The following is a 19,514-nucleotide window of genomic DNA, read 5'->3' on the forward strand; positions in this document are numbered from 1 at the left end:
CGCCGCGTCTGCCGCCGCGCGGTCCGGGCTCAGCCCGGCCCAGCGGCCCCGGAAGTGGCGGGCTGGTGGCAGCTTCCGCGCACCCCCAGCGGGAAGGTCCGCCGACTCGGGGCGGACGAGGCGTTCACCCTGCCTCTGGCCGCTGCGCCGGCCATCACGGAGGCCGCGCGGTGAGCGGGGCGACTGGCACAGGTGCTACGGGGTCTGGAGCTGCGGAGGTCGCTGTGGTCTCCGGCCTGCGCACCCCGGTCACAGGCCGCTCCCGGGCCCTGTCCTCCGTGCCGGCGCATCAGGTGGCGGGCAGGGTGGTGGCCGCCGTCGTGGAGTCCGCGGACCGTGCCCCGCAGGCGGTGGTGCTGGGCAACTGCACCGGACCCGGCGGCAACCTCGGCCGGGTGGCGGCACTGGACGCAGGGTTCGGGGAGAGCTGCGTGGGCTGGGGTGTGGACGCCCAATGCGGCTCTGGCCTGGTGGCGGTCATTCAGGCCGCCGACCACGTGCGACGCACCGGAGCTCCCGCAGCCGCCGGCGGGGTGGAGAGCCCCTCCACCGCTCCGGTGCGCATGGTCGACGGTGCTCCCATCCGGCAGGCGCGCTTCGCCCCGGAGGGCTTCGCCGATCCGGACATGACCGCGGCCGCCGATGACCTCGCCGCCGCCTGCGACATCTCGCGGGCGCGACAGGAGGCCTTCGCCCTGCGGAGCCATCGGCTGGCTCTGCAGCACGAGACTCTGCTCCGCCGTGAGCGGATGCCCGGGACGGCGCCCTGGGGGTCGGTGGTCGACGACGGCCCGCGCAGCCTCTCCCCCGGCATGCTGGCCCGCTTCCGCCCGCTGGTGGACTCACCGAGCGCGACGGTCACCCCCGCGACGGCGGCGCGCATCGCCGACGGCGCGGCAGCGTGATGCTCGTTGCCGACGATCAGGCATCGGGGCCGCATCTGGTCATCCAAGGCCAGGCGCTGGTCGGTGGGGATCCGGCGCTGCCGGGCCTGGCGGCCGCGCCGGCGGTACGTGCCGTGCTGGCGCAGGCGGGCGCCGTCGTCGCCGATCTCGCCGCGCTGGAGGTGGTGGAGGCCTACGCCTCCCAGGCACTGGCGACCCTCGACGACATGGGCCTCACCGACGGCGCCCAAGTGGTGGACCCCCGGGTCAATGCGGCCGGCGGGGCGCTGGCGCTGGGGCACCCGTGGGGCGCCTCCGGAACGATGGTGCTGGTCCGTCTGCTGCACCGGCTCCTCGAATCCCCGCCCGGCGCGCTCGGGGTGGCGGCCTGCGCGGTGGCGGGCGGAATGGGTGCCGCAATGCTGGTGGAACGGCGGTGACGGTGGCCAGCCTCTGAAGGGAGCGCACCTGAGCCTGCGCTCACCGCAGCCGCGTCAGCCACTCCTCCGCCTCCCGGGGACGGCGGAAGCGCACCACCTGCAGATGCGGAAACTGCTCCTCGAGCGCGGGGATCACTGGCCGCAGTCGCTTCCGGGTTCGGATCCCCCAGCGGATGATGTGGCTCTGGTCGGTGAAGAACCCACTCAGCGGCCCCTCGCGGTTGCCGTTCCACAGCTCCTCCCCGGTCAGCCGGCGGCGCACGGTCCGGCGCACGAGTCTCTGGAACGTGAACCAGGTCGGCCAGTCCAGCCACAGCAGGGTGTCCGCGCGAGCACTGATCAGTGGGCTGACCTCCCCGTACCCGTATTCGATCACCCACCGCTGACCCGCAGTGAAGGAGTCGACATCGTCGGTGAAGCTCTCCCGGGGAACCCAGCCCTCTCCGTGGTAGAGGGAATCGAGCTCCACGCGCGGGCAGTCCAGCATCTCTGCCAGCCGGTCCGCCAGCGTGGTCTTTCCGGCACCGGAGGTCCCCGCGACGGCGATGCGGCGCGGCGTCCAGGTGATCGGGTCCTGCGAAGTCAGCACCGCAGCAGTGTAATCACCCCGGTCGACGGACCGCACCCCCTTCGGCCGGGAGGCATGCCCCCGGAGCGCGCGAACGGCTAGCGTCAGGCCATGACGTATGTGAACACGGGGTCCTTCGTGACCCAGCCGGGTCGGCGCGATGACGTCGTCGCCATCCTGACCCGCCATTCCCCGCAGCTGGCCGCCTCCGGCTGCCGCAGCTATGAAGTCGGCGTGGACGACGCCCAGCCGGACACCGTCTTCGTCGCCGAGATCTGGGACTCCGCCGAGGCCCATGAGCAGTCGCTGCACCTGGAGAGCACCCGAGAGGCCATCGCCGAGGCGATGCCTCTGCTGACCGGGGAGATGACCCAGCAGCACTTCACCTCCGTGGGGTCCCCGCTGCGGGACTGAGACGGCTGTCCTCAGCTGAGCCGCGGAAGCGCCTCCAGCAGATCCCGAGTCGAGACCACCGTGGCGAACTCCCCGTGCAGGTTCGTGGCCGTGGCCCGGACCAGTTCATCGGCGGTGAGCACTCGGCCGTCAGGGCCGACGCGGTCGAAGGTGTGGGTGGCGTCCAGGGCGAAGATCACCCGGCGCCCCAGATTCCCGCCCACCCGGGCCGTGGTCTCGCAGCAGTGGTTGGTGGTGATCCCGCAGACCACGATCGTCGTGATGGCTTCCGCCTGCAGCCAGGCGTCCAGATCCGGTGTTCCGTGGAAGGAGGAGTTCACGGACTTCACCACTTCCAGGGCGGCGGCCCCTTCCACGAACGGCTCCAGCTGGTGGCCCTCCTGGGCGGGGTGCAGCGGCGATCCGGGGTCCGTGGAGGCGTGCCGGACGATCACCACGGGCATCTCCGCGGCCCGCCAGGCCTGGGTCAGGCGCTGGATGTTCTGCTCGCTGTCCGGGGTGTTGCGCCGCCCCCAGTGCGCGGCGTCGCGGAAGCCCTGCTGGACGTCGACGACGATCAGCGCCGTCGCCGGGGTGATGCCGAGGCTCGCAGTCATGTGGCCACCGTACACCGCTTGCTACCCTGACCAGCGTCGGTCCGGATGTCCGGCGGGAAGTGAGGCGACGGATGAGCATGCGCGTGCCGATCGAGCTGCGCTGGGGCGACCAGGACGCCTTCGGGCATGTGAACAACGCCGCGGTCATGCGGATCCTGGAGGAGGCGCGCACCCGCGGCTTCTGGCGCCCCTCGGATCACGACGACGGCGGTTTCCCGCCGCTGACCGCGGAGTCGCCGGTCTGGTCCGTGGTCGCCGAGGTCAGCATCCGGTACCGGCGGCAGATCGACTATCAGACCGCGCCGGTGATCGTGGAGATGAGTATCGCCAAGCTGGCCGGGGCGAGCCTGGACATCGCCTACCGGCTCTTCGCCGACGGTGACACCGAGCCGAGGGTCACCGCCACCACCCGGATCGTCACGGTCGACCGGGACACTGGCCGCCCCTGCCGCCTGCCCGCTGAGATGCGCGAGGCCTTCGCGCAGCACACGGCGTGACGCGGCGCGGCCCGACGTTCCGGTCGGCTGCTGACGATGACTGACGCTCATACCCTCGACGCCGTCCGCGCGTCCTACCGTACCCGCGCCGAGGAGTACATCGCCGCACTCGGGAGCATCACCCAGGCGCACCCCGACGACGTCGCGCTCATCCAGCAGTGGGCCGGGAGCCTTGACGGACCGGTGGTCGACGTCGGGTGTGGGCCCGGACAGTGGACGGATCTCCTCCGGAGCATGGGCGTCGAGGCGTGCGGCGTCGACCCCGTGCCGAAGTTCATTGAGAGCGCGCGGGACACGTATCCCGGCGCACGGTATCGCGTCGGTCGAGCGGAGCGCCTGAGCGTGGACTCCGGCACTCTGGGCGGCGTGCTGGCCTGGTACTCACTCATCCACACCGCCCCTGAGCACATCGGCGCACCCCTGGCCGAGTTCGCCCGATGCCTGCGACCCGGAGGCGATCTTGCGCTGGGATTCTTCACCGGGCCCAGGGTGGAGCCCTTCGACCACGCCGTCACGACCGCCTACTACTGGCCCATAGACACCCTCGCAGCCGAGGTCGAAGCGGCAGGGTTCACGGTGACCCGCACTGCCACGCGCACCGGTTCGGGGCATCGGCCGCACGGCGCGCTGCTCGCCACCCGGTGATCACCGCATGCTGAGACCGTTCTGCACCCTCACATCACTCTGCACCACACAATCTGGTGGTGCAGACGTGATTCGCGTGTGCAGATCGAGGAGGCGAGTACCCGAGGCGCCCTCACAACGGGTTCAGGGTATCGCCCCCACGGCGCGCTTCTCGCCACTCGCTGACATCCAGAATTGGCACGTGTCGGAAGCCTATCGTCGCACCCGACTCAGGGAGCAACACGCCTCACAGGTTCTGCTGTTCCGGATTCACCAGGAACATCTGCGGGTTGTCCGCACAACCGCCGGCATCGCTCACAGGTGGGTCGAAGTATCCCCCGGACAGCTCCACACCCTCACCGGTGGGCAGAGACGCACCATCCGGCAAGGTCACTCCACGTCCAGGACCTTCCTCGGTCCCCTCGGGAAGGATCACCCCGTAGTCAGTGCCATCGTCTGCACCATAGAGACCACCGGCCTCGTCGATGCCGACCTCACCGACGAAGCGGCCCTCCGGGGGTCCGTCATCACCACTGGTATCGGTGGTCAGGAATGTGAACTCCTGGGTCTCGATCTCCTCGATGGAACTCCCCCATGCCTGACAAGCAGACACAGACAAACACACTCCTGCCACAATCGCAGCTAGGCTCGCCACTCCGCTGCGGTCCATCCGGGCCACCCCTCTCGGAGGACGGGAAGTCGCCCTAGCCCTGGGCGTTGTTTCCCCTCCCACTTTGTCACGAGGCCTGCCATCGGCCACACCCAGACGCGCACCGGCTCGGGGCATCGGCCGCACGGCGCACTTCTCGCGACCCGGTGATCACCGCATGCTGGCGCCGTTCTGCACGCACACATCACGTCTGCACCACACGATCTGGTGGTGCAGAGTGATTCGCGTGTGCAGATTGAGGAGGAGGGTGTCCGCACCACCCTCAGAAGGGGTTCAGCAGCCGGTGCACGAACCGCTGGGTGCGTTCCCGCCGCGGCTGACGCAGGACCTCGCTCGCAGGCCCCTCCTCCACCACGACGCCGCCGTCCATGAAGACCACCTGGTCCGCCACCTCTCGGGCGAAGGCGAGCTCGTGGGTCACCAGCACCATGGTCCAGCCCTCATCGGCCAGCTCCTTGATCACGGTGAGCACATCACCCACCAGCTCCGGATCCAGAGCGGAGGTGGGCTCGTCGAAGAGCAGCAGGGCCGGCTTCAGCGCCAGGGCGCGGACGATCCCGACCCGCTGCTGCTGACCACCCGAGAGCTGGTGCGGGTACTGGTCACGCTTGTCGGCCAGCCCCACCCGGTCCAGCAGCGCCTCCGCGTCGGCGATCGCCTCCGCCTTGGGCCGCCGCTGCACCTGCACCGGCCCCTCGATGACGTTCTGCAGCACGGTCTTGTGCGGGAACAGGTTGTAGGACTGGAAGACCATCGCGCTGCGGAATCGCAGGGACTCCTTCTGCCGCCGACTGGTCCGCGGGGTGAAGGTCACCTCCGGGCCGCCGTCGAAGGTGATGGTGCCGGCGTCGGGACGCTCCAGCCCGTTCAGGCAGCGCAGCACCGTGGTCTTGCCCGACCCGGAGGGTCCGATCAGCGCCAGCACCTTCCCGGCATCGACCTGCAGATCGATGTGCCGCAGGACCTCATGATCCCCGAAGGACTTGTTCAACCCGGACACGCGCAGCAGCGGGCCGCCGGAGACGGCGACGGGAGCGCCGAGCCCCGGAGTCTGAGCTTGCGACATACCTGTCCAACCTCCTCTCAAGCAGATCCTGCCCGGCCGAGAGCACCAGGCAGAACATCCAATAGATGACAGCAGCCTCGATGTAGAGCACCATGAACTGCTGACTGAACGCCGCGATCTGCTGAGCGACCCGGAACATCTCGGTCACCAGGATCAGCGAGGCCAGGGAGGTGTCCTTCACCAGGGAGATGAACGTGTTGGACAGCGGCGGCACCGAGACCCGCGCGGCCTGCGGCAGGATCAGCCGGCGCAGCGTCTGCACATGCGTCATGCCGATCGTGTAGCCGGCCTCCCACTGCCCCTTGGGCACGGACAGGATGGCGGCACGGATCACTTCGGCCGCATAGCCGCCCACGTTCAGGGTGAATGCGATGACCGCACTGGGCCAGGGGTCCAGGGTCACCCCGATGGACGGCAGCCCGAAGAAGATCACGAACAGCTGCACCAGCAGCGGGGTGCCGCGGATGACGGAGATGTAGGCGCGTGCGAGCCAGGAGACGGGCCGGATGCTGCTGATCCTCATCAGCGCGACCACCAGCGCCAGCACGAGCCCCAGCGAGAAGCTGGCCAGCGTCAGCGGGATCGTGCCGGTCAGCCCACCTTTGAGCATGGGCCAGAACGAGTCGGCCACCAGCTCCCAGTCCAGGTCAGTCAACCACTCCATGAGCGCGCGCCCTCAGCTCACTGGGAGACGTCGGCGTCGAAGTACTCTTCGCTGATCTCGGTCAGCGTGCCCTCCTCGGCCAGTTCGGCCAGGGCCTCGTCGACGGCCTCCACCAGCGACTCGCTGCCCTGCCGGAAGGTCAGCGCCGCCTGGGCCTGGTCCTCGGTCTCGGCGGCGATCGCGATGTTCTCGTTGTCCTCGGTCGCCTGGTAGTCCAGGTAAGTCAGCTTGTCGTTGATCGTGGCGTCCACCCGGCCCTGCTCCAGCAGGGTCACCGACTGCGCCCATCCCTCGACGGACTCCACATCGGCCCCCGCCTCGACGGCGACGTTGTACCAGTTGCTCGTCAGCGACTGCGCGGTGGTCTTGCCGTCGAGGTCCTCGAAGCTGGAGATCTCGTCGTTGTCCGCCAGGGTGACGATCACGCCGTTGCTCACCGTGTAGGGCTCGGAGAACAGGTAGGTCTCCAGGCGGTCCTCCGTGATGGAGACCTGGTTGGCGATCACGTCGAAGCGCGCGGACTCCAGCCCGGCGAACATGGCGTCCCACTGGGTCTCCTCGAAGTGGACGTCGACGCCCAGCTTCTCCGCCACCGCGGTGACGACCTCGACGTCGTAGCCGGTCAGCTCGCCGGAGCCGCCCTCATGGTAGGAGAACGGCCGATAGGTGCCTTCGGTCCCGACCGTCAGCACACCCTCCTCCTGCACGTCCTCCAGCGTGAGCCCGGGGGCGGGCTCCTCCTCCGCGTCGTCGCCGGCCTCAGCGGTGTCATCGGCGCTGCAGGCAGCCGTGGAGACGAGCAGGGCGGCAGCGGCCGCAGTGGTCAGCAGACGGCGGTGAGTCATGGTTCTCCCCCAGGATATTCGTGACATTGGGTGGGCGGGTGCGCGAGCGACGCCCCGTCCGACGAGCAGGTGAGCGAGCAGACCGGCAGGCAGGTCGCCACAGACAGGTCAGTCGAGAAGCGAACGTAGCACGCCGTTCTGCCGGAAACCGACGCAGATGACGGCAGACGACCTGCCCACCATGGACAACCCGAGGCGCCTCCGGCTGATTCCCCGTCCGCCGCCGAACTGCCGGACAGAGCTCGGCGGCGCGTCAGACCTCGGCGACCTCCGCACCTGCGACCTGGACACTCGTGACCTCAACACAGGCGACGACGGCGCGGGGGCGGCCGGCCAGCCGCAGCGGACCCTCGGGGCGGATGACCTGCCCCCTCTCCGCGAGGCGCCCGTCCGGCAGGATCACGGCCCCGGAGAGCACGACGACGGCGATCGTCTCCTCGGGCAGGTCAACGGGCGCCGCCTCCAGCCGCCGCACATGGACCGCACCACGGGCCTGAGCACGGTCGACCATGAGGTTCAGGGCCTGTTGAGGACCGGCAGGACCCAGCTCGACGGCGACGTCGTCCTCCCCGGCGAAGGCCACCGGCACCCCAGGGTCCACCCGGCGAGCCTGCCCGTGGACGGACAGGTGGACCGGCCCCGGCGTCACGAGGGTGAACACCCGGTCCACTCCGGGCAACCGGGAGAAGGGGCTGTCCTGAGTGAGCTCGGCCAGGCTGATCCGCCAGCGGAATCCGGGCCCCTGGTCGGCGCCGCGCGGAGCGGAGGCGGCGGTGGCGATCTCCCTCGTGGTGCCCAGCCCGTTGGCCCACGGCACGGGACTCATCTGCCGGGGGTGGATGATCCGGTGCGTCATGGGTCCCCTCGTTCTTCGTCTGCCGCCATGTCGTCTGCCGCGATGTCACGCCGTCGCCCGACGGCGACTGGGCGTCACGATAGCAGCGGCTCAGCGCAGCAGCGCGATGAGCTCCGCACGGTTCCGGGTGCCGGTCTTGCGCAGCAGCTTCGAGATGTGGAACTTCACCGTGTGGTCGCTGATGCCCAGTTCCGCGGCGATCTCAGCATTGCGGGACCCTCGGGCCAGGTGCTGCAGCACCTCGGCCTCACGGGGGCTCAGCTCCCCGAGGTCCTCCATGGGCAGAGGCGCCGGCGCCGGGTCCAGGGGGATGGCGATCGTGACCTCGGTGCCCCAGCCCGGCGTGGAGTCCACGTCCATCCGTCCGCTGAAGGCGCTGAGATGCTCAGCGATCGGCCGCAGCGCGTCATCGTGGGCGCTGAGCTTCCCGTTGCCGTCGTCGCGCAGGTGGATCAGCAGGTGCAGACCGTCGCAGTCCCAGTGGACGCGCACCCGACGGGCTTCGGAGGAGTCGACGACGGTCAGCACGGCGCTGCGGACGATGGCCCTCGCCGCCTGGGCCACATCGCCGGGCAGCGCCCGGCCGTTGGGCGGCGGCTCCACGAACTCCACGTCTACGCGGCCATGACGCACCAGCGGACGGAGCTCAGCCTTCAGACGCCCGAAGGCTCCAGTGACCGGCTCCAACAGATCAGCCCCTTGGCGCGCGGAGGAGCGCGCCTCCACCAGCGCCGCGGCGGCGATGCCGATCGCGGTCTCCCGCGCGTCCCGATCCGCCAGTCGAGGCGAGCGCAGCGCGGCCAGAATCGTCTCCAGCGTCACCGCCTGACGGTCCGCCAGCTCCGAGACGGAGCGGGCGTGCTGGGACGCATGGCGCCGATCCGCGGGCGCGGGCAGCTCCGCCGCGGCTCGAAGCTCCTCGGAGTGCGAGGCACCGTGGGGCTCCTCAGTCTGTTCGGGGTCCTGCGTCATGCCCCACAGGCTAGCCGACCTGCCCGTCCGGGCAGTCCTGGCCGAACGGGCAGTCTCACTGGACCTTCGAGGGATGGTGCAGGGCCCGGCCGCTGGGCAGGATCGTCCCCATGACCGCGAACATCACGCTCACCGCGCACGCCACCGTCGGCAGTGCGCTGCAGGAGATCACCGCCGAACTTGCCCGAAGCTCCGACACCCTGACGCTGGCCGGGCGCACCCTGGAGGACCTCGCCGAGGTCGTCTCGGGCGCTGAGCGGGTCTTCGTCCTGGGCTCGGGCCGCACGAGCCTGGCGCTGAAGATGACGGCGATGCGTCTCATGCACCTCGGGATCACCACCCACGTGGTCGGCGAGACCACCGCCCCAGCGATCCGCGCAGGGGATGTGCTGCTGGTGGCCAGCGGCTCCGGGACCACCCCGGGAGTCCTGCGGGCCGCTGAGAAGGCCCAGAGCCTGGGCGCCACCGTCGCCGCGCTGACGGCCACGCCGGATTCGCCTCTGGCGGGACTCGCCCACGTCACGGTGGCCGTCCCGGCGGCCGCCAAGCTGGATCGCAGCGGAGCCGCCTCGACCCAGTACGCCGGAAGCCTCTTCGAGCAGAGCCTCATGATCCTCGGGGATGCGCTGTTCCACGCCCTGTGGCAGCGCAGCGGGCTGACCGGCGATGACCTCTGGCCGCGCCACGCGAATCTCGAGTGACGTCCGCCCCCGACCCACCGTCTCGACCCAACACCCCCAGACTCTGAAGGAGAATCCTCATGAAGATCCAGTTCGCCATGGACACCCTCACCACCGAGCAGGCCCTGGAGTGGGCCGCCGCGGCGGCACCCCACGTCGACATCCTGGAACTCGGCACCCCGCTCATCAAGAGCGAGGGACTCCGCGCGGTCACCGCCGTGAAGGAGGCCCACCCGGACAAGGTCGTCTTCGCGGACCTGAAGACCATGGACGCCGGCGCTCTGGAGGCTGAGATCGCCTTCGCCGCCGGCGCCGACCTCGTCACCGTGCTGGGCACCGCGGATGACAGCACCATCGCCGGCGCCGTCGACGTCGCCCGCCGCCATGGCAAGGGCGTCGTCGTGGACCTGATCGGTGTCAAGGACAAGGCACACCGGGCCCAGGAGGTCGTGGAGCTCGGGGCCCAGCTCGTCGAGATGCACGCGGGCCTGGACGAGCAGGCCCAGGAAGGCTATTCGCTGGATGACCTCCTGATCGCGGGGCGGGCCTCCGGTGTGCCGTTCTCCGTGGCCGGCGGCGTCAGCGCCTCCACGGTCACCGACGTGCAGGCCGCGGGCGCGCAGATCGCGGTAGCCGGCGGGGCCATCTACTCGGCCGAGGACATCGGGGCGGCCGCCCAGGCGCTGCGCGCGGCAGTCACCGTCCCCGCCTGACCTCTCCCGCCTCCAACCTGGGGCCCGGCGGGGAAGCTCTGCTTCCTCGCCGGGCCCCAGTAGTCTGTGCCCATGGCAGCCTCGGCTCCACCTCCCCTTCCCGCCACCGGTCCGTGGTGGTGCGCGCTGCTGCGCGGCATCGGCCCCGGGAACCCGAACATGCGCAATGAGAAGCTGCGCGGGGTCGTGGAGGACCTCGGCTTCTCCGAGGTCGCCTCGGTGATCTCCAGCGGAAACCTCGTCTTCCGCGCAGAGTCCGAGCACACAGAGCCCGATCGCACACCGCCCGGCCCCACACAGCCCAGCCATACTCAGCCCAGCCACACAGCGCACGACGGCGGCGCGCTCGGCTCGGCGGCCCGTCGCCGCGGCGGAGGCTCGCATCCAGGCCGCGCTGCAGGACCAGCTCGGCATCGCCGGCGGCACCGTCCTCCGCAGCCGGGAGGAGCTGGCGGCCCTGGTCGCCTCGGCACCCTTCGGGGACCGGGAGCATGCCAGGACCAGCTACCTGACGGTGACGTTCCTCAAGGACCCTGGAGCGTTCGCAGATCCTGCGGGCGCCGCCGTCGTCGACGCCCTGGGCGCGCCGCCGTCGTCGGCGATCCAGGTGGTGGGCGCCCACGGGCCCGCGGGGGCGGTGCTGGCCGTCACCGACACCACCGCCACGGGATCCCCGGATGTGATGGCCTGGCTGGAGCGCCGCCTGGGCAAGGACATCACCACCCGCACTTGGCGGACCGTGGAGCGCATCCTGGCGAAGATGCCCTGAGCCCACCGAGGCGGGCTCCTCCGCCCCCAGTCCTCAGAAGGAGGGCAGCAGCGTCTCGCTGTGCTCCTCCACCAGGAAATCGCGCACCTCATCGGAGGTCATGGCCCGCTCCAGGGCCTGGATCTTCTCGCTCTCGGCGTCCTCGGCGCGGGAGACCAGCTGGATGGCGAAGCGCTGGTCCACGGTCTCCTCCAGCAGGACCGCGTCCTCGGGCGTCAGCCCCACCCGGGCGATGTAGGTCGGGTAGTTGTAGACCAGCGCGACGTCGTCCTCCTCGTAGGCCGAGGAGAGGTTGAGCAGGTCCACCTGGACCCACTCCAGGTCATGAGGGTTCTCCTCGACGTCGGCGATCCGGCCCTCGAAGCCCACCCCGTCGGCCAGGCTGATCAGCCCGTGTTCGTCCAGGATGGCCAGGGCGCGCCCCTCGTTGGAGGCGTCGTTGGGGATCGCGACCTTCGCGCCATCGGGAACCTCCGCCACGTCGTCGTAGTCCCGGGAGTAGAAGCCCACCTTGGCGTCGTAGATGGGAGCCAGCGCCTGGAGCTCGGCGTCGTGCTCGGCGTTGAACGCCTCCATGTAGGGCTCGTGCTGGGCGAAGTTGGCGTCCACCTCACCGTCGGCCAGCAGACGGTTGTACTGGACGTTGTCATTGACCTGGACCAGCTCCACGGTCCAGCCGTCCTCGGCGGCGACGTCGGCAGCCACCTCCACGACGTCGGTCATCGGCGTCATATGGGAGGCCACCCGGATGGTGGTGTCCTCGCCGGTCTCACCGGCCTCCTCGGCGGACCCGCCGGCGTCCGAGGCGCAGCCGGTCAGCAGCAAGGCACCAGCCGCGAGCACGGCGGTCCCGGCCAGCGCGGCCGAGCGACGTCGAGCCGATCGGGGAAGGCCGGGGCGGGAATGGGCAGGACGGGAGTGCGGGCGAGGTGACATGGTCTCCTTCTTCGGGGTGTGAGCGTGCACGTGATGACTTGGGTCGGCGGATACGGGTCAGCGCAGGCGCCGATCGATGCGTCGGGAGGTCCAGGTGCCGAGGCCCTGGATGGCCATGACCACCACGATCATGATGAGGATGGTGGCGTACATGACCTCGTACTCGTAGGTCTGGTAGCCGTAGCGGATGGCGAAGTCCCCCACGCCGCCGCCGCCGACCACGCCCATGATGGTGGAGTAGGAGACCATGGAGATGGTCACCGTGGTCAGGCTCAGCACCAGTCCGGAGCGGGCCTCGGGGTACAGGAACCGGGTGACCAGCTGGAGCGTGCTGGCTCCCAGGGAGTCGGCCAGCTCCACCGTCTGCCGGGGCACGTCCAGCAGGGTCTGCTCCACCCAGCGGGCGTAGAGCGCCACGGCCACGAAGGCCAGCGGCACCGAGGCGGCGGTGGTGCCGAAGGAGGTGCCCAGCATCCAGCGGGTGAACGGGATGAGAGCCACCACGAACAGCAGGAACGGCACCGAACGGACCACGTTCACATAGCCGTTGAGCAGCGCGTAGACCCCGGTGCGCGGCTGAGGGCCGTTCTTCCGGCTCAGGTACATCCACGTGCCCATCGGCAGGCCCAGCAGCACCGCCGCGAGCAACGAGTTGCCCAGCATCACGCCGGTCTCGGCGATGGACTGCAGCATCTCGCCCCGGTAGGCGCTCAGGCTGGCGCCGAGCTCGTCCAGCCGGCCGAGGACCCCCTGCCCGGCTGCTTCCTGCCCGCTCATGCGAGGTACCTCTGCGCGCGTTCGGCGTAGGAGGAGAACGCCTGACGCGGCGGTGGGGCGACGACGTCGGTGACGGCGGTGAGGCGGCCGCGCTCCAGGACCGCAGCCCGGTCGCAGGAGGCCTTGACGACGTCGAGCTCGTGGCTGACCAGCACGATCGTGGTGCGCAGCTCGCGGCGGACCTGCCCGAGGATGTCCATGACCTCCTCGGTGTGGTGATCGTCCAGGGCGGAGGTGGGCTCGTCGCACAGCAGGATGCCCGGGTCCGTGACCAGGGCACGGGCGATCGCCACCCGCTGCTTCTCTCCGCCGCTGAGCAGACTGGGGTGCTGGTGGGCACGGTCCGCCATGTTCACGAAGTCCAGCATCTGCATGACCCTCTCCCGCTCCCTGCGGCGCTGCAGCCGCAGGGGCAGGGCGACATTGTCGAAGGCGGTCTTGTTGGCCAGCAGGTTGAACTGCTGGAACACCATGCCGATGCGACGACGCTGCGCCCGCCGGGCCCGGGGACTGAGCTGTGCCAGGTCCACCCCGTCCACCAGGACGCGTCCGGAGGTGGGTGCCTCGAGATGGTTGATCAGCCGCAGCAGGGAGGACTTTCCGGAGCCGGACTCCCCGACGATGCCGAACATCTCCTCATCCCGGATCGTGAGGTCGATCCCGCGCAGGGCGTGGACCTCTCCACCGCGCCGACCGGTCCCCCGGCGTCGGTAACTCTTGGTGACCTGCTGCAGCTCGATCATCCGAGCCTGCTCGTCAGGGTCTGTGCTGAAGCGTCCACGACCCGTCTCAACGCGCCGGGAGGTCGGAGAATTCCACCGCCTCCACCCGCGGCCCAGGGTGACCGCCGGAGACGTCCGCCGCACCGGTGAGCAGCTTCGAGACCGGGCACCGCGCATGGGCGGCCTCCACATGGACCCGCGCCTGTGCAGGCCGCAGCCCCTCGACGGCGGCCGCCGCCCGCGGCACGAAGCGATACCCCACTCCGGTGCGGTCCCGATGCAGCTCCACCTCCACCCGGACCCTGCTGCGTGCGGCGATCCCGGCCTCGGCGAGCACGATCTCCAGCGTGGCGTTGAGGCAGGTGCTCCAGGCCATGCCGAGCAGCTGCTCCGGATCGGCGCCGGGCCGGGCGCCGTCGGCCGGGGCGGCGTCGAACGGCGAGGCGGTCGGCAGTGAGGGCCCTCCCGTGGCGCGGACGCGAACCGGAGGTGCCGCCGTCGTGACCACGCGGGCCGTGTAGAGAGGGCGGGCGGCGTCGGGGGTGGTCGTCATGGAGCCATGGTAGGCACGCCGCGCGCGGCAGGCCGCCGGAGCTGGTCCCGGGAGTCGGTCAGCGGCGCAGCGCCTGATCGATGCCGCGGGCGGTGGCCTCGTCGGTGACCAGGATGTTGAACCAGTCTGCGCGGGCGGCGGCGATGATGCTGGGCACCTTCTGCATGCCCGCCGCCGCGGCGATCCGCGTGGGCACGGCCTTCAGCGTGTCCGCGGGGATGCGGACCATCCTCTCGCTGCCGGGGAAGGTGACCTCGACGCCCGCTTCGTCATAGAACGCCAGGCACACGTCCCCCACCGAGCGGGCCAGCGAGGGGTGTTCCCGCGGTACCGACCGGGAGATCGAAGCGCGGGTGGAGGCCGGAGCCCCGACACCGACCAGCGCCACCTTGGCCGAGCGCCAATCGTCGACGATCTGCCGATACCCCGGGTCGTCCTGCAAGGCGTCGAGCAGCGCCGCCGAGGGCATCGAGGGCGCGAACAGGTAGTGCGGGTACCGCCGGACGTCACCGTGAAGGCACGCACCACCTCGTTGGTCTGGTGCCAGGCGTCCGGCTCCGCCTGCCCACCCACCGTGGGCGCCACGACGACGCCGCTGAAGTCCCCCAGAGACTGCTGAGCCAGCGCATAGGTGGTCTCCCCGGAGGAGATCAGCAGGACGTCGCCGGCGCTGAGCGGCGCCTCGGCGAGCGCATGACGGGTCATCGGCCCCAGGCCGGGACCGAGGCGCCCGGATTGATCACCGGGGGCCAGATGCACCTCATGCAGCCCCAGGCTCTCGCGGAGGGAGCGTCGCAGATCGTCGGAGCCGACGGCGCTGGGGCGATGCACCCGGATCTCCACGATGCCCAACCGGCGGGCCTCGCCGAGCATGCGGCTGATGGAGGGACGGGAGACCTTCAGCTGCTCAGCCACCTGCGCCTGGGTGGCGCCCTGCTCGTAGTACATCTGCGCGGCCCGGTAGAGCCGGTCGAGCTCCTCGAGGCCGGGTTCGCCCTCGCCCGCGGGTCGGGCCGGGGTGGGGTCTCGGTCCACAGGTGTGCCTTCCAGGTCGGTGCAATGGGGACCGCGCGCGGCTCGGCGTCCGGTCCCGGAGCCGATGCCCGCGGGTCATCAGGGCTCTCCTCAGGGTATCTCGGGTCACATCGAGGAGCGTGAACAAATGTGCTTGACGTCTGTTCAGGTGACGCTACCATGGTCATCACGTGATCCGCCCCACGTGATCCGTCGCTCATCAGCACCGTCGACCCCGACGCCGGCCCGACGCCGACGACCCCGCCGGACGCAGCGCCCGCACCCGTCGGACCCACGACGGCGCACCTGCCCCACCCACGAGGAGCACACCGATGACCACCACCTCAGCCACCGCACACGCCACCTCCCCCGTGGCGACCACCGCCCCCGGAGTGGAGATCCCCGGGACCATGCGCGCCGTCGTCGTCCACGGTCCGCAGGACTACCGCCTCGAACGCCGCCCGGTCCCCACACCCGGCCCCGGCGAACTGCTGCTGCGCACCGACGCCGTCGGCGTCTGCGCCTCGGACCTGAAGTGCTACCACGGTGCCGAGAAGTTCTGGGGCGGCGAGCACAAGCCCGCCTGGGCCGAGACCGACCGCATCCCGGGCCACGAGTTCGTCGGCACCGTCGTCGCCGCCGGCGAGGGCGCCCTGGTCGCCCGCGGCGTGGACTTCGGCGACCGCCTGGCCTGCGAGCAGATCGTCCCCTGCGGAGACTGCTTCTACTGCGGCCGCGGCATCTACTGGATGTGCGAGCCCCACGACATGTTCGGCTTCAAGGGCTTCGACGGCGCCATGGCCGAGTACGTGCTGGTCCCCGTCCAGGCGCTGACCCACCCCGTATCCGCCGACCTGCCCGGCCAGTTCGCCGCCTTCTCCGAGCCACTGTCCTGCGCCATGCACGCCGTGGAGCGCGGCAGCATCCAGTTCGAGGACACCGTGGTCATCGCCGGAGCCGGCCCGATCGGCCTCTCGGCGATCGCCGGGGTGCGGCAGAAGAACCCGCTGCGCATCATCGCCCTGGACATGGTCGAGGAGAAGCTCGCCCTGGCCAGGACCGTCGGCGCCGACGTGACCATCAACATCGCCGAAGAGGACGCCGTCGCGAAGGTCAAGGAGCTGACCGGTGGCTACGGCGCCGACGTCTACATCGAGGCCACCGGCCACCCCTCGGCGGTGGGCCAGGGGCTGAACCTGCTGCGCAAGCTCGGCCGCTTCGTGGAGTACTCCGTCTTCAAGGACAAGGCCGCCGTGGACTGGTCGATCATCTCGGACGACAAGGAGCTCGACGTCCTGGGCGCCCACCTGGGACCGCACTGCTGGCCGGCCGCCATCAAGCTCATCGAGGACGGTGTGCTGCCCATGGAGCAGATCTGCACCCACCAGTACCCGCTCGAGCGCTTCCAGGACGCCCTGGACATGGTGGCCGACTCCTCCGGACAGTCCGTGAAGGTCTCCATCCTGCCCAACGGGCCGATCCCCGCCGGAACCGCCAACAACCTCCAGGACGGTGAGGCATGAGCACCACCGCGACCACCACCCGGGGGCCGCTGCCCGCCGGGCACCCGGACGAGACCCGCCTGGACCGCATGGGCATGCCGCACATGCTCCGCTTCGGATTCTTCGGCCTGCTGCTGGTGATGACCGGGGTAGGCGTGGAGTCCAACATCCTCGCCCCGCACATGGTGGAGGTCCTCGGCTCCCCCGAGGCCACCGTCTCCGCGATCATCACCGGCCACTCCGTCTCGGTGCTGATCGCCTCCTACCTGGGCGGATCCCTCTCCGACCTGTTCGGTCCGCGCCGCATCATGGCCGCCGGCGCGGCGATCTTCATCGTCTTCCAAGTGCTGTTCCTGCTCGCCCTGGCCGCGGGAAGCCTGGAGATGGCCGCCGTCACCTACTTCCTGCGCGGCTTCGGGTTCCCCATGTTCGCCTTCGCGTTCATCGTGTGGGTCAACGTCACCGCCCCGCCGGAGCGGAACTCGACGGCGATCGGCTGGTTCTACGTGATGTACACCGGCGGACTGCCCACCCTGGGCTCACTGGTCGCCATCGGCGCGATCCCCGCCTTCGGCGGCGGCGGGGCCGGCGGCATCGGCGAGACCGGCGCCATGTGGCTCGCCGGAGGACTCGTGGCCGCAGGCTTCCTGCTGGCCCACTTCGGCATCCGCGACCCCCGCGGCTCCCAGCGGCTCGCCCCGGCCGGGGAGTCGGCCTCGCAGGTGCTCACCGCCGGGATCCGGCTGACCTTCACCAACCGCAGGGTCGCCATGGGCTTCCTGATCCGACTGATCAACACGGCCCCGCAGTTCGGCATGTTCATCATGCTGCCGGTGGTCATCTCCACCACGCTCGGCTGGGGGCAGTCCCGCTGGCTCGCCATGACCGTGGCGGTCTACGCCACCAACATCCTGGTCAACGCCGTCTTCGGCGCCATCGGCGACCGCTGGGGCTGGCGACGCACGGTCAAGTGGTTCGGCATCACCGGCTCCGCCATCGGCCTGCTGCTGTGGTGGTACGTGCCGCACCTGGTCCCGGCCGGGTCCACCTGGGGATACATCGTCTCGGTGATCGCCGGCTGTGTGTTCGGCTGCCTGCTGGCCGGCTTCGTGCCGATGGGCGCGATCATGCCGGCCCTGGCCCCGGACCACCGTGGCGCGGCGATGGCCATGTACACCACCGCCGCCGGCGGTGCCACATTCCTCGGCTCCGCCGTGGTCGCGATCGTCTTCAACATCGCCAGCTGGGTGGGCATGAGCGACTTCGCCCGCAACTCCCTGGTCGTCTGGGTCTTCGTCGGACTCTACGCCTGCGCCTTCGTCATGATCCGGCACCTGAAGGTGCCCCAGGACGAGATCAAGGAGAAGCACGGCAGACTCTTCGGCCGCCGCGAGGTCCCGCTGGCCGACGAGCCCTCCCCCTCCCCTGCTCGGTGAGCCGACCGTCCCCGATCCCGTGACCTGTCAGTCCGCAGACCACCCCCAGCCCGTCCAAGGAGCCCTCCCGTGACCACCCTGTACAACGACCCCTCCACCTTCATGGAGGACCAGCTCGCCGGCTTCCTCGACGCCTACGCCGACCGGCTTCGCGGCGTCGAGGGCGGCGTGGTCTCCACCGCGCCGCAGGACAGCCCGGAGGTCGCCGTCGTCGTCGGCGGCGGTTCCGGCCACTACCCGGCCTTCTCCGGACTGGTCGGCCCCGGGCTCTCCCACGGCGGCGTCGTCGGCAACATCTTCACCTCCCCCTCGGCCAGCCGGGCCTGCACGGTCGGCCGTGCCGCAGACGCCGGCCGCGGCGTGATCTTCACCTTCGGCAACTACGCCGGTGACGTCATGAACTTCGGTCTGGCCACCCAGCGTCTGGCCGCCGAGGGCATCGACGCGCGCGTGGTGGTGGTCACCGATGACATCGCCTCCGCAGACGAGCCGGAGAAGCGCCGCGGCATCGCCGGGGACTTCACCGTGTTCAAGGTGCTCGGTGCCGCCGCCGCCGAGGGGCTCGACATCGACGCCGTCGAAGCCGCGGGCCAGCACGCCAACGCCATGACCCGCACCCTGGGGGTGGCCTTCTCCGGCTGCACCATGCCCGGGTCCGAGGAGCCGCTCTTCGAGGTCCCCGAAGGGCACCTGGGCCTGGGACTGGGCATCCACGGCGAGCCCGGCATCGAGGATGTGCCATGCTCAGCGCCGACCAGCTCGCGGAGCTGTTCGTGGAGCGGGTGCTCTCCGAGGCCCCGGAGGGCGCCGGGCGCCGGGTGGCGGCGATCCTCAACGGACTGGGCACCACCAAATACGAGGAGCTGTTCCTGGTCTGGGGCCGGGTGTCCGCGCTGCTGCGGGACCGCGGCTATGAGGTGGTCCAGCCCGAGATCGGCGAGCTGGTCACCAGCCTGGACATGGGCGGCTGCTCCCTGACCCTGATGTGGCTGGACGAGGACCTCGAACGCTGGTGGACCGCCGATGCGTACACCCCGGCGTTCAAGCGGGTGGCCTCCGCCCTGCCCGTCGGCACCGCCGACCACACCGCCGTCGAGACGACGTCGGCGGCCACTGAGATCCCCGCCGCCGGGGAGGCTGGCCGTGCCCTGGCCGGCCAGGTCCGCACCGTGGTCTCCGATCTGGCTGTGCTGCTGGAGGAGAAGTCCGGGGAGCTGGGCCGCATCGACGCCGTCGCCGGCGACGGCGACCACGGCCGCGGCATGCTGCGCGGCATCACCGCCGCCCAGGCCGCCAACGCCGAGGTCCCCGACCAT

Annotated in this window: 23 protein-coding genes and 2 pseudogenes; 12 read left to right on the forward strand and 13 right to left on the reverse strand. The window is 70.5% G+C overall.

From position 1 onward, the window contains the following. Positions 1 to 224 precede the first annotated feature (224 nt). Both BCY76_RS19620 and BCY76_RS19625 read left to right on the forward strand, forming a co-directional pair. Positions 225 to 905, forward strand: coding sequence for a hypothetical protein (locus tag BCY76_RS19620; RefSeq protein ID WP_237090186.1), 681 nt, complete (start codon positions 225 to 227; stop codon positions 903 to 905). Beyond that, positions 905 to 1,324, forward strand: coding sequence for a hypothetical protein (locus tag BCY76_RS19625; protein ID WP_237090188.1), 420 nt, complete (start codon positions 905 to 907; stop codon positions 1,322 to 1,324). The genes BCY76_RS19620 and BCY76_RS19625 overlap by 1 nt, the downstream gene beginning before the upstream one ends. A 40-nt stretch (positions 1,325 to 1,364) precedes the next feature. Here BCY76_RS19625 and BCY76_RS14485 read toward each other — a convergent pair whose 3' ends face one another. Further along, positions 1,365 to 1,913: an AAA family ATPase gene (locus BCY76_RS14485; RefSeq protein ID WP_070158616.1), complete on the reverse strand. Its 549-nt coding sequence runs from the start codon at positions 1,911 to 1,913 to the stop codon at positions 1,365 to 1,367. A gap of 90 nt (positions 1,914 to 2,003) precedes the next feature. Between BCY76_RS14485 and BCY76_RS14490 the strand changes: the two genes are divergently transcribed. Continuing rightward, a complete protein-coding gene (locus BCY76_RS14490) occupies positions 2,004 to 2,306 on the forward strand; it encodes a putative quinol monooxygenase (protein WP_070158617.1) in 303 nt (100 codons plus the stop codon). 11 nt (positions 2,307 to 2,317) lie between these two features. Here BCY76_RS14490 and BCY76_RS14495 read toward each other — a convergent pair whose 3' ends face one another. Next, a complete protein-coding gene (locus BCY76_RS14495; RefSeq protein ID WP_070158618.1) occupies positions 2,318 to 2,902 on the reverse strand; it encodes a cysteine hydrolase family protein in 585 nt (194 codons plus the stop codon). Positions 2,903 to 2,979: 77 nt separating this feature from the next. Here BCY76_RS14495 and BCY76_RS14500 point away from each other — a divergent pair, with 77 nt between their 5' ends. Next, positions 2,980 to 3,399: an acyl-CoA thioesterase gene (locus tag BCY76_RS14500; protein ID WP_170922710.1), complete on the forward strand. Its 420-nt coding sequence runs from the start codon at positions 2,980 to 2,982 to the stop codon at positions 3,397 to 3,399. Between the two features lie 36 nt (positions 3,400 to 3,435). Continuing rightward, positions 3,436 to 4,044, forward strand: coding sequence for a class I SAM-dependent methyltransferase (locus tag BCY76_RS14505; RefSeq protein WP_070158620.1), 609 nt, complete (start codon positions 3,436 to 3,438; stop codon positions 4,042 to 4,044). Positions 4,045 to 4,270: 226 nt separating this feature from the next. Here the strand turns inward: BCY76_RS14505 and BCY76_RS14510 are convergent, their stop codons facing one another. The 6 genes from BCY76_RS14510 to BCY76_RS14535 form a co-directional block, all read right to left on the reverse strand. Then, positions 4,271 to 4,636 (reverse strand): hypothetical protein, encoded by a 366-nt coding sequence (locus BCY76_RS14510; protein ID WP_070158621.1) that lies wholly within the window; start codon positions 4,634 to 4,636, stop codon positions 4,271 to 4,273. Positions 4,637 to 4,955: 319 nt separating this feature from the next. Next, positions 4,956 to 5,759 (reverse strand): amino acid ABC transporter ATP-binding protein, encoded by an 804-nt coding sequence (locus tag BCY76_RS14515; protein ID WP_070158622.1) that lies wholly within the window; start codon positions 5,757 to 5,759, stop codon positions 4,956 to 4,958. After that, positions 5,659 to 6,405, reverse strand: coding sequence for an amino acid ABC transporter permease (locus tag BCY76_RS14520; RefSeq protein WP_083277244.1), 747 nt, complete (start codon positions 6,403 to 6,405; stop codon positions 5,659 to 5,661). Before BCY76_RS14520 ends, BCY76_RS14515 begins: the two co-directional genes overlap by 101 nt. Positions 6,406 to 6,440: 35 nt before the next feature. Beyond that, positions 6,441 to 7,268: an amino acid ABC transporter substrate-binding protein gene (locus tag BCY76_RS14525; protein WP_070158623.1), complete on the reverse strand. Its 828-nt coding sequence runs from the start codon at positions 7,266 to 7,268 to the stop codon at positions 6,441 to 6,443. Between the two features lie 253 nt (positions 7,269 to 7,521). Next, entirely contained in the window at positions 7,522 to 8,124 is a 603-nt protein-coding gene (locus tag BCY76_RS14530) for a HutD/Ves family protein (RefSeq protein WP_070158624.1), read from the reverse strand. Positions 8,125 to 8,214: 90 nt separating this feature from the next. Further along, positions 8,215 to 9,096: a helix-turn-helix transcriptional regulator gene (locus BCY76_RS14535; protein WP_083277242.1), complete on the reverse strand. Its 882-nt coding sequence runs from the start codon at positions 9,094 to 9,096 to the stop codon at positions 8,215 to 8,217. A 110-nt stretch (positions 9,097 to 9,206) separates the two neighbouring features. Between BCY76_RS14535 and hxlB the strand changes: the two genes are divergently transcribed. The 4 genes and pseudogenes from hxlB to BCY76_RS20810 all read left to right on the forward strand — a co-directional run bounded on the left by hxlB (position 9,207) and on the right by BCY76_RS20810 (position 11,258). Then, positions 9,207 to 9,797, forward strand: a complete 591-nt coding sequence (gene hxlB / locus BCY76_RS14540; protein WP_070158625.1) for a 6-phospho-3-hexuloisomerase — start codon at positions 9,207 to 9,209, stop codon at positions 9,795 to 9,797. A gap of 59 nt (positions 9,798 to 9,856) precedes the next feature. After that, the gene (hxlA, locus tag BCY76_RS14545) at positions 9,857 to 10,489 is read left to right on the forward strand and encodes a 3-hexulose-6-phosphate synthase (protein ID WP_070158626.1); all 633 of its coding nucleotides are present in this window, start codon (positions 9,857 to 9,859) and stop codon (positions 10,487 to 10,489) included. Positions 10,490 to 10,883: 394 nt separating this feature from the next. After that, a pseudogene (locus BCY76_RS20805) lies at positions 10,884 to 10,970 on the forward strand (hypothetical protein); the annotation flags it as partial. A gap of 33 nt (positions 10,971 to 11,003) precedes the next feature. Then, positions 11,004 to 11,258, forward strand: a complete 255-nt coding sequence (locus tag BCY76_RS20810) for a hypothetical protein (RefSeq protein ID WP_070159167.1) — start codon at positions 11,004 to 11,006, stop codon at positions 11,256 to 11,258. 33 nt (positions 11,259 to 11,291) lie between these two features. Here the strand turns inward: BCY76_RS20810 and BCY76_RS14555 are convergent, their stop codons facing one another. The 5 genes from BCY76_RS14555 to BCY76_RS19635 are packed head-to-tail and all read right to left on the reverse strand — an operon-like array spanning position 11,292 to position 14,715. Continuing rightward, on the reverse strand, positions 11,292 to 12,194 hold the full coding sequence (locus tag BCY76_RS14555; RefSeq protein WP_083277369.1) for a MetQ/NlpA family ABC transporter substrate-binding protein: 903 nt from the start codon (positions 12,192 to 12,194) through the stop codon (positions 11,292 to 11,294). A gap of 57 nt (positions 12,195 to 12,251) precedes the next feature. Further along, on the reverse strand, positions 12,252 to 12,971 hold the full coding sequence (locus tag BCY76_RS14560) for a methionine ABC transporter permease (protein ID WP_083277368.1): 720 nt from the start codon (positions 12,969 to 12,971) through the stop codon (positions 12,252 to 12,254). Next, complete coding sequence (locus tag BCY76_RS14565; RefSeq protein WP_070159166.1) at positions 12,968 to 13,714, reverse strand: methionine ABC transporter ATP-binding protein; 747 nt, start codon at positions 13,712 to 13,714, stop codon at positions 12,968 to 12,970. The genes BCY76_RS14560 and BCY76_RS14565 overlap by 4 nt, the downstream gene beginning before the upstream one ends. 46 nt (positions 13,715 to 13,760) lie before the next feature. Then, positions 13,761 to 14,246 carry an OsmC family protein gene (locus BCY76_RS14570; RefSeq protein WP_085437852.1) on the reverse strand — a complete coding sequence of 162 codons (486 nt, stop codon included), beginning with the start codon at positions 14,244 to 14,246 and terminating at the stop codon, positions 13,761 to 13,763. A 58-nt stretch (positions 14,247 to 14,304) separates the two neighbouring features. Beyond that, positions 14,305 to 14,715 carry a sugar-binding domain-containing protein gene (locus BCY76_RS19635; RefSeq protein ID WP_237090189.1) on the reverse strand — a complete coding sequence of 137 codons (411 nt, stop codon included), beginning with the start codon at positions 14,713 to 14,715 and terminating at the stop codon, positions 14,305 to 14,307. A gap of 877 nt (positions 14,716 to 15,592) precedes the next feature. Here BCY76_RS19635 and BCY76_RS14580 point away from each other — a divergent pair. The 3 genes and pseudogenes from BCY76_RS14580 to BCY76_RS14590 all read left to right on the forward strand — a co-directional run. Next, a complete protein-coding gene (locus tag BCY76_RS14580; RefSeq protein WP_083277327.1) occupies positions 15,593 to 16,783 on the forward strand; it encodes a zinc-binding dehydrogenase in 1,191 nt (396 codons plus the stop codon). Then, a complete protein-coding gene (locus tag BCY76_RS14585; protein WP_070158975.1) occupies positions 16,780 to 18,198 on the forward strand; it encodes an RbtT/DalT/CsbX family MFS transporter in 1,419 nt (472 codons plus the stop codon). The genes BCY76_RS14580 and BCY76_RS14585 overlap by 4 nt, the downstream gene beginning before the upstream one ends. Positions 18,199 to 18,300: 102 nt before the next feature. Beyond that, positions 18,301 to 19,514: pseudogene (locus BCY76_RS14590) on the forward strand (dihydroxyacetone kinase family protein); the annotation flags it as partial.

It is taken from the genome of Nesterenkonia sp. PF2B19 (assembly GCF_001758425.2).
Taxonomy (GTDB): Bacteria; Actinomycetota; Actinomycetes; order Actinomycetales; family Micrococcaceae; genus Nesterenkonia; species Nesterenkonia aethiopica.